The sequence below is a fragment of the Allobosea sp. 05T439 genome (genome assembly GCF_056396005.1).
Genome location: NZ_JBFTKP010000042.1, coordinates 42,849 through 51,144 on the forward strand (window position 1 = coordinate 42,849; position 8,296 = coordinate 51,144).

Here is an 8,296-nt window from a genome sequence, read left to right on the forward strand (position 1 = left end):
GCGATGTCCGCCCCGGAATTCTACCTGTGAGGGAAATCGCTCTATGAGCAACTTCGACCGCAATGCTCCAGTCTGGGGTGCCGGCCGCGCACAGCAGACCAGCGCCGTCGAGATGGATCAGGGCCTGCGCTCGTTCATGCTCGGCGTCTACAACAACATGTCGATCGGTCTGGCCATCACCGGCCTTGCCGCCCTCGGCATCAGCATGCTCGCGATCGGCGGCGTCTCGGCGGAAGGCAAGATCACCGCACTGACCCCGCTCGGCCAGGCCCTTTATCTCAGCCCGCTCAAATGGGTTGTGATGCTGGCCCCGCTCGCCTTCATCTTCTTCTTCTCGTTCAAGGCCGAGAGCATGAGCTCCTCGACCGCGCGCACCATGTTCTTCGCCTTCGCGGCGGTGATGGGCGTGTCGATGTCCTCGATCTTCGTCGTCTTCACCGGCGCGTCGGTCACTCAGGTCTTCTTCATCACGGCCGCCGCCTTCGGCGCGCTCAGCCTTGCCGGCTACACCACGAAGAAGTCGCTTTCGGGCATGGGCTCCTTCCTGATCATGGGCCTGATCGGTCTGGTGATCGCCTCGGTGGTCAACATCTTCCTGGCCTCGAGCGCGCTCTCTTTCGCCATCTCGGCGATCGGCGTGCTGGTCTTCGCCGGCCTGACCGCCTGGGATACCCAGCGCCTGAAGGAGATGTTTCTCTACTCGGATCTGGACGCCGAATCGGCTGCGAAGCTCTCGGTGAACGGCGCTCTGTCGCTCTACCTGAACTTCATCAACATGTTCCAGATGCTGCTTCAGCTGTTTGGCGATCGTCGCTGATCGATCGTCCGCCTTGCGGATCAAGCGAGCCCCGGCTGCAAAGCCGGGGCTTTTCTTTTGCGTTCCTCGCGGTCCATCTTGATCGGATGGACCCCATCACGATCAGGGACGGTCGCATCGACGACATCCCCGTCATCACCACGATCTATGCCGATGCCGTCTCGAACGGCACCGCCTCCTGGGAGCTTGAACCGCCCTCGACCGGCGAGATGCAGCGGCGCTTCGAGGCGCTCGTTGCCGATGGCTATCCCTATCTCGTCGCGACCAGAGGCGAGGATCTGCTCGGTTATGCCTATGCCGGTGCCTATCGCCCGCGCCCGGCCTATCGCAGCACGGTGGAGGACTCGATCTATCTCTCGCGGCAAGCACAGGGCTTCGGCATCGGCCGCGCTCTGCTGAGCGCGCTGATCGCCGCGTGCGAAGTCAGGGGCTTCCGGCAGATGGTCGCGGTCATTGGCGATGGGAACGGCGCCTCGGCCGCCTCGCGCCGGCTGCATGAACACGCCGGATTCGCGCTCATCGGGGTCGCCAGGGCCGTCGGCTACAAGCACGGCCGCTGGCTCGACCAGATGCTGATGCAGAAGGAAATCGGCGACGGCAACCGAACCGCGCCGCCCCTCAACTCACCACGCTGAGCTTCTTGTCGACCACCCGCAGGACACGGCTGAGATCCGAGCCGCGCTTCAGGATCAGCCCGGTCGCCGCGACGATCGAGTACGCGCCCTGGCGCTTGGCAAGGGCGGGATCCTTGACGATCCGGTAGAGCGGGACCTCGGAGGTTCGGCGATAAACCGAGAACTGTGCCTTGTCCTTCAGGAAATCGATGGCGTAGTCGCGCCATTCGCCGGCAGCGACCATCCGGCCGTAGAGATTGAGAAGCTCAGAGAGTTCCCGGCGATCAAAAGTAACGGCCGCCGGCTTGGCCGGACCGGGGAAGGCAACCACCGCCCCGGCCCCGTGCGATTGCGGCGTTTCGCTTTCGCTCATAGCGCCTCCCGATCGGCGGTCGAGCAGGGCCCGATCGCACTTCCCGTTGGGCAGGATGATGCGCCCCGGATGCTGCGCTGGCAAGAGATCGAGGCAGGCCGAAAAGAATCACGCCTTCGTCAGCCACGCCGCATTTTCGCCGCGAACGCGCCAAGCGATGGCCAAGTTGCCGGGCTCAACTCCCCTCGTTGCCTCGACGGCCCGGCCTCATTGAGTTCCGGATACGTCAGCCCCCCAGCCCCCCGGGCTTGGTGAGGTCGGGCCTATCGGTTCGAGGCTACCTCAACGGCTGGCGGTTTCCGCTGGCCGTTTTCTTTTGGCGAAAATGCAGGCTCTTCAGCGGTTTTGTCCGTGATACTGGGCATTTGGCCGCATATCGACGGCCGAGGCCATCCTGTTCGACATGTTGAAGAACGAAGCGACCGCACCGACATCCCAGATGTCACGTTCGCCGAATCCCGCCGCCCGCAACGCCTCGCGATCACCTTCCTCGACGAGATAGGGCGTCTCGCTCAGCTTCACCGCAAAATCGAGCATCGAACGATGGCGGGGCGAGAGCGAGGCAGCGCGATAGTTCATGGCCATCAGCTCGCCGAGCACCGGATCCCCCGAGAGCTGACGGACCGCGGCGCCATGTGCCGTCAGGCAGTAATAGCAACGGTTCACGCTCGACACGGCGACGGCGATCATTTCGCGCTCGAGCTTGGAGAGACCCGAAGGGCCGAGCATCAGGTCGTTGTAGAACGCGGCGAAGGCCGTGAGCTTGGCATCGTCATGGGCGTAGGCCAGCAGCACATACGGCACGAAGCCGAGCTTCTCCTGGCATTTGGCGAAATAGGCCCGATTCTCGGCCGACAGTTCGACTTCCGGCAACGCCAGCGCCATCACCCTTGGCGACTCATCCTGCCGAGTCGGAAGCTCTCCGACCTTCGATTTGTCATGCTTGTTCGACATGGTCCGTTTCCTGATGTGTCGGCGGGGTTGAACTTTCGACAGGATCTGCCGCGATGTTCGCACGGGCGCCCTTGTTCGTGTGCATGATGCGACGAAAGTTGAAAGGCGCCGCAGCCTATGTCATCGCTGCGGCAAAATAACTGAGGGTTCTGGGGATGGTTAAACGAGTGACGAATGCAACGATCGAGGCTCTGGCCGCGGTCGAGGCCGCAGCCTCCCAGAGCGGAACCGGCATGCCGGCGGAGTTTCCGAAGCTGCTCTATGGCCGCGTCGTTGCCGAAGATATCGTCGCACTCCCGCCGGATCTCCTCGCCCGTGCCGCTGCCGCCGCCTACAAGCATCTGACCGCGAAGCGCCGGCCCGGCACGCCGAATCTGCGTTTCCGGGACGAGGCGTTCAGCGAGCATGGCCGCGAACGCCAGATCACGATTCTCGAGGTCGTGAACGATAACAAGGCTTTCCTGCTCGATTCGACGCTGGCTGAGCTGACCGAGCAGGGTTACGAGCCTCGCCTCGTCGCCCACCCCATCCTGGCGGTCGTGCGCGATGCCGACGGCGCTTTTCACTCGCTTGCAGGCGAAGCGACCGGACGGGCTCCGGAAGGCGCTCGCCGCGAAAGCCTGATCCATATCCATCTCGACCGTATCGACACGCCCGAGGCGCGCGAGCGCCTGAAGACCGGTCTTGAGCGGGTCTATGTCGATGTCGGCCTAGCGGTCGACGATTGGGCGGCCATGCGCGGGCGAATCACCGAGGTGATTCAAGCCTATCGCTCCAACCCGCCCCCGCTTGCCGAGGACGAGGTCGCTGAGGCCCTGCAATTCCTCGAATGGATCGCCGGCGACAATTTCACGCTTCTCGGCATTCGAGCCTACCGTTTCCCGGGCGGTGATGCGGCTGCCGACCCGATCGACAGCTCGGGTCTCGGCATCCTGCGCGATCCCTCCGTGCGCATGCTGCGCAAGAATCGCGAAATGGTGGTGATGACGCCGGAGATTCGCGCCTTCCTCGCCAAACCGCAGGCGCTGATCATCACCAAGGCCAACGTCAAGAGCCGCGTGCATCGCCGCGTCCATCTCGACTATATCGGCGTCAAGCTGTTCACACCTGATGGCCATCTCGACGGCGAGATGCGCATCGTCGGCCTGCTGACCTCCAATGCCTATACGGGCAGCGCCCGCGCCATTCCCTATCTGCGGCTCAAGGTCGCGCGCGTCGCCAAGAACACGGGCTTCGACGCGGCGAGCTATTCCGGCCGCGCGCTGCTCAACGTGCTCGATGCCTTTCCGCGCGACGAGCTTTTCCAGATCGACGGCGAGACACTCGAACGCTTCGCGCTCGATATCCTGCAGCTGACCGAGCGCCCGCGCATCCGCGCGCTGGCCCGGGTCGACGAGTTCGACCGCTTCGTCTCGATCCTCGTCTTCATTCCGAAGGATCGCTACGACACGCAGGTCCGCCGTCGCGTCGGCGAATTCCTGGCGCGGATCTATGAGGGGCGCCTGTCGGCCGCTTACCCGGCCTATCCGGAAGGCCCGCTGTCCCGCACCCATTACATCATCGGCCGCGACGAAGGCCGCACACCAAGGGTCGATCGCGCCACGCTGGAAGCCGGCATTGCTGCGATCGTCCGAACCTGGGCGGATGGCCTCAAGGACGTTCTCGACGAGCAGAAGGCGGGCCCGGCAGCGCGGTCGCTGACCGAGCGCTATGCCGAGGCCTTTGGCGCGGCCTATCGCGAGCGCTTCTCGGCAACCGATGCGCTCGAAGACATCGACATGCTGCAGAAGCTCACCCCGGAGCGGTCGCGCGCGGTCAATCTCTATCGCCGCGAGGGCGATACCGCGGCGCGGGCCAATCTCAAGGTCTTCTCGAGTGGTTCGCCGATCTCCCTCTCCGCCCGCGTGCCGGTGCTCGAGAACATGGGCTTCCGCGTCGTCAACGAGCGGACCTTCAACCTGACGCCGGCAGCCAATGGAGTTGAAGCGCCTGAGGCCGCCCGTGTCTGGCTGCACGACATGACGCTTGAGCGTGCCGGCGGAGGCGAAATCGATGTCGCCCGCCTCGATCCGACGATCGAAGCAGCGCTGATGGCCCAGTTCCGTGGGCTGGCGGAATCGGACCGTTTTGACCAGCTCGTCCTTGCCGCCGGAATCGCCTGGCGCGAGGCGGCGCTGCTGCGTGCGCTCGGGCGCTATCTCAGGCAGGTCGGCGCGCCCTACGCCCAGGACTACATCGCCGATGCGCTGACCCGACACCCCGGCATCGCCTCGAAGCTGATCGCCTATTTCGTCGCCAAATTCGACCCGCATTTCGATGCGAGCAAGCGCGAGAAGGCGATGCAGGCCGAGCGTGACAGCATCGAAGCCGCGCTCAACGACGTCACCAGCCTAGACGAGGACCGCATTCTGCGGCGCCTGGTCAACCTGATCGAAGCGGCGCTGCGCACCAATTTCTTCCAGATCGGCCCGGATGGCTATCCGCGCAGCACGATCTCACTGAAATTCGAATGCGCCAGGCTCGACGATCTGCCGCTGCCGCATCCGCTCTACGAGATCTTCGTCTATTCGCCCCGCGTCGAGGGTGTGCACCTGCGCTTCGGCAAGGTCGCGCGCGGCGGCCTGCGCTGGTCCGACCGGCCGCAGGATTTCCGCACCGAGGTGCTGGGCCTGGTCAAGGCTCAGCAGGTGAAGAACGCCGTGATCGTTCCGGTCGGCGCCAAGGGCGGCTTCTTCCCCAAGCAGTTGCCGCCGGCGAGTGATCGCCAGGCCTGGATCGCGGAAGGCACCGAGAGCTACCGCATCTTCGTCCGCACCCTGCTGGAGCTCACCGACAATCTCGACGGCGAGACGGTCATTCCGCCGGCCGACACCGTGCGCCATGATGGCGATGATCCCTATCTCGTCGTCGCCGCCGACAAGGGCACCGCAACCTTCTCCGATATCGCGAACGCGCTTTCGATCGAGAAGGGACATTGGCTCGGCGATGCCTTCGCCTCTGGCGGCAGCCAGGGCTATGACCACAAGAAGATGGGCATCACCGCACGTGGCGCCTGGGAGGCCGTGAAGCGGCATTTTCGCGAGATCGACATCGACATCCAGTCGACCCCCTTCTCGGTGGCGGGTGTCGGCGACATGTCGGGCGACGTCTTCGGCAACGGCATGCTGCTCTCGCCGGCGATCAGGCTTGTGGCCGCCTTCGACCACCGCGACATCTTCCTCGATCCGGAGCCCGATCTGGCAGCGTCACACGCCGAACGCCAGCGCCTGTTCGCGCTGCCCCGCTCCTCGTGGCAGGACTACGACAAGTCGCTGATCTCCAAGGGCGGCGGCGTATTCTCGCGCCAGGCCAAGAGCATCCCACTCTCCCCGGTGCTGCGCGCGCTGCTTGATCTCGACAAGGCGGAAGTCACCCCGCCCGAACTGATGACCGCAATCCTCAAGGCGCGGGTCGACCTGCTCTGGTTCGGCGGCATCGGCACCTATATCCGAGCCACCGACGAGACCGATGCCCAGGTCGGCGACCGCGCCAATGACGCGATCCGGATTGCGGGCGCCGATCTGCGGGCCCGTGTCGTCGGCGAAGGCGCCAATCTGGGCTGCACCCAGCGCGGACGCATCGAAGCCGCCCGCAACGGCATCAGGATCAACACCGATGCCATCGACAACTCCGCCGGCGTCAACACCTCCGACGTCGAGGTCAATATCAAGATCGCACTCGCGGGCCCTGTCCGCGACGGGCGCCTGCCTGAGAAGAAGCGCAACGCCCTGCTCGTCGACATGACCGATGAGGTCGGCCTCCTCGTCCTGCGCAACAACTACCTGCAGACGCTGGCGCTTTCGCTGACCGAGGCTCAGGGCGCGACGGCAACGCCCGCGCTGCGTCGCCTGATGCTGACGCTGGAAGCCCAGGGCCGCCTCGATCGCTCGGTCGAGTTCCTGCCGACCGATATGGTGCTGGCCGAGCGCGAGAAGCGCGGCGAGGGCCTGACCCGGCCGGAGCTTGCCGTGCTGCTGGCCTATGCCAAGCTCGCGCTGCACGATGCCTTGCTCGAATCGGCCATTCCGGACGATCTCTATCTCAACAACGAGCTCGCCCGTTATTTCCCGAAGGCGCTGCGCGACAAATACGGCGCCGAGATTGCCAGCCACAAGCTGCGTCGCGAGATCGTCGCAACCCAGCTCGCCAACGCCATCATCAACCGTGGCGGCCCGGCCATCGTCTCGACCCTGGCCGGCCAGACACGCGCCGACGCACCGGCGATCGCCGCGGCCTACGCCATTGCGCGTGACTCCTTCGATCTGATCGCCCTGAACGGGGCGATCGATGCGCTCGACGCCAAGATCCCGGGCAAGACCCAGATCGGTCTCTATGCCGCGGCCCAGGAACTCGTCACCGATCGGATGAGCTGGTTCCTGCGTCGGGGCGTCGCCAAACCGGGCTCCATCGAGCAAACGGTTGCGCATTACGCGAGGGGCGTCTCCGCACTCGCCGGCGAACTCGACAGCCTGCTGCCCGAGGCAGCCGCCCAGGCGCGTACGGCCCGCATCGCCGTTCTCGTCTCGGAATCAGTGCCCGAAACCCTCGCTGCGCGGATTGCCAGCCTGCCCGCACTTGCCCAGGCGACCGACATCGTCGACATCGCCGACCGGACCAAACAGTCGATTTCCGAGGTGGCGCGGATTCATTTCGGCGCCGATTCGGTCTTCGGCCTGTCCAGCCTGGCGGCAGCAGCAGCAGCCGTACCGGCGACCGACGATTATGAGCGCCTGGCCCGCGACCGCGCCATCGAAACGCTGGTCGATGCTCATGCCGGGTTGACTCAGGAGATCGCCTCGGGCGCAACCGGATCCGACACCCTCGATGGCTGGCTGGCCGAGCGTGGCGCGGAGGCCGATCGCACCCGCGCGACCGTCTCGGCCATCACGATGTCGGGCCTGTCCCTGCCGAAATTGATGGTCGCAGCCGGCATGCTCGCCGATCTTCCGAGAAAGCACTGAGACGAGATCATGACCGAACGCGACATGCCCGCCACCCGGATCGACCCGAAACTGCTCGAGATCCTGGTCTGCCCGGTGACCAAGAGCACGCTCGAATACGACGCAGCAAGGCAGGAGCTGATCAGCCGCCCTGCCAAGCTCGCCTATCCGATCCGCGACGGCATTCCGATCATGCTGCCGGAAGAGGCACGGCAGATCGAGGGATAGACCCCGCTCTCGAGGCCCACTTCGGAGCGATCAGTGTCATGGTCGGGCCTGTCCGACCACGACGCCTCTTCTTAAAGCATCGGCCCGAAAAGTGGATTGCGGTTTTCGGGAAGGCCGATGCAAAGACAAAGAGTTAGATCATCGGACTGGATACGATATCCGGTCCGATGATCTAGATGTTTAGTCCCGGCATTTGATGGATTGGATCGAGCCTGAATCGTTCTGGCTCTGAAGTCCAGCATTTGCAGATGAACTCGTAGGGTGTGAGCCCCCTAAGGGTCTTCAGCCGGCGGCCGAAATTGTAGGCGACAACGAAGTCTGTGAGGTGCGC

The 8,296-nt window shown here is 64.5% G+C and carries 6 protein-coding genes and 1 pseudogene; 4 read left to right on the plus strand and 3 right to left on the minus strand.

Annotation, left to right across the window (positions count from 1 at the left end; translation table 11 throughout):
* Window positions 1–43 precede the first annotated feature (43 nt).
* Together AC1DIO_RS29785 and AC1DIO_RS29790 are read left to right on the plus strand one after the other, a co-directional pair.
* Window positions 44–817, plus strand: coding sequence for a Bax inhibitor-1/YccA family protein (locus AC1DIO_RS29785; protein ID WP_476776988.1), 774 nt, complete (start codon window positions 44–46; stop codon window positions 815–817).
* Window positions 818–903: 86 nt separating this feature from the next.
* Complete coding sequence (locus AC1DIO_RS29790; protein ID WP_441493294.1) at window positions 904–1,452, plus strand: GNAT family N-acetyltransferase; 549 nt, start codon at window positions 904–906, stop codon at window positions 1,450–1,452.
* On the opposite strand, the gene AC1DIO_RS29795 is transcribed toward AC1DIO_RS29790, so the two are convergent.
* Both AC1DIO_RS29795 and AC1DIO_RS29800 read right to left on the minus strand, forming a co-directional pair.
* Complete coding sequence (locus AC1DIO_RS29795; protein ID WP_113513467.1) at window positions 1,436–1,804, minus strand: DUF2794 domain-containing protein; 369 nt, start codon at window positions 1,802–1,804, stop codon at window positions 1,436–1,438. The genes AC1DIO_RS29790 and AC1DIO_RS29795 overlap by 17 nt on opposite strands.
* Window positions 1,805–2,140: 336 nt before the next feature.
* Window positions 2,141–2,689 (minus strand): peroxidase-related enzyme, encoded by a 549-nt coding sequence (locus AC1DIO_RS29800; protein WP_441493328.1) that lies wholly within the window; start codon window positions 2,687–2,689, stop codon window positions 2,141–2,143.
* Between the two features lie 224 nt (window positions 2,690–2,913).
* Between AC1DIO_RS29800 and AC1DIO_RS29805 the strand changes: the two genes are divergently transcribed.
* Complete coding sequence (locus AC1DIO_RS29805) at window positions 2,914–7,758, plus strand: NAD-glutamate dehydrogenase (RefSeq protein ID WP_476776987.1); 4,845 nt, start codon at window positions 2,914–2,916, stop codon at window positions 7,756–7,758.
* Window positions 7,759–7,767: 9 nt separating this feature from the next.
* Window positions 7,768–7,965 carry a Trm112 family protein gene (locus AC1DIO_RS29810; RefSeq protein WP_441508236.1) on the plus strand — a complete coding sequence of 66 codons (198 nt, stop codon included), beginning with the start codon at window positions 7,768–7,770 and terminating at the stop codon, window positions 7,963–7,965.
* A gap of 172 nt (window positions 7,966–8,137) precedes the next feature.
* Here AC1DIO_RS29810 and AC1DIO_RS29815 read toward each other — a convergent pair.
* A pseudogene (locus AC1DIO_RS29815) lies at window positions 8,138–8,296 on the minus strand (IS481 family transposase); the annotation flags it as partial.